Genomic DNA, 777 nt, shown 5'->3' with positions numbered 1-777 from the left:
AAGTCAAATCAGCAACATGCTGTTTTGAAGGGATTAACGGCTCATTCTAGCCCAATACACTCATTAAGTTAAAGATTGGCAAGTACATTGCTGTGACCAAGCCACCGACAACGATACCTAAAAAAACGATAATTAATGGTTCTAAGATTTTACTGAGGTTATCGACGGTGTTGTCCACTTCAAACTCGTAAATTGTGGCGACTTTATTGAGCATATCGTCAAGTCGGCCGGATTCTTCGCCGATCATAACCATTTGCAGCACCAACTCAGGGAACACGTTGCAATTGCGCATTGCAACATACATCGGCATTCCTGCTGCGGTATCGCGATAAACCTCTTCGATAGCCAATTGATAATGCATATTTCCGGACGTTTTCGAGGTGGTTTTTAAACTGGTTAAAATCGGAATGCCCGCCGTAAAGCTCGTAGCGAGGGTTCGACTAAATTTTGCGATAGCGGCTTTCGATAAAACTGCCCCAAGGACTGGAAACTTAAGCACAGAGCGGTTGAGCATTAAGCGAAAAGAATCTGAACGCTTAGAGAGTACTCTCGCGGAGATAAATAAACTGATGGAGCCAAGTGCGATAAATGGGCTCCAGTTTTGTGTCCAAGCGGAAAGATCTAAGACTTGCCTTGTAAACCATGGCAGTTCAGCACCAAAGCCAACAAACATTTTTTCAAACTCGGGAATGACCTTGGTTAGCATGATAAACGATACTCCCAGTGCAACTAGAATAACCATGGCTGGATATATTAGAGCCTTGATCACTTTGGCTC

1 protein-coding gene is annotated in these 777 nt (G+C 43.6%); it reads right to left on the bottom strand.

Annotation, left to right across the window (positions count from 1 at the left end; genetic code table 11):
- Positions 1–46: 46 nt before the first annotated feature.
- Positions 47–777: type II secretion system F family protein (locus tag R7Z47_RS24575; protein WP_318130726.1), on the bottom strand; the 731-nt coding region annotated here is incomplete at its 5' end.

Origin of the sequence: Vibrio sp. 1641 (assembly GCF_033339995.1) — a bacterium.
GTDB lineage: Bacteria > Pseudomonadota > Gammaproteobacteria > Enterobacterales > Vibrionaceae > Vibrio > Vibrio alginolyticus.
The sequence above is the reverse complement of the archived record's forward strand: the minus strand, read 5'-3'. Positions and strand labels throughout refer to the sequence as shown.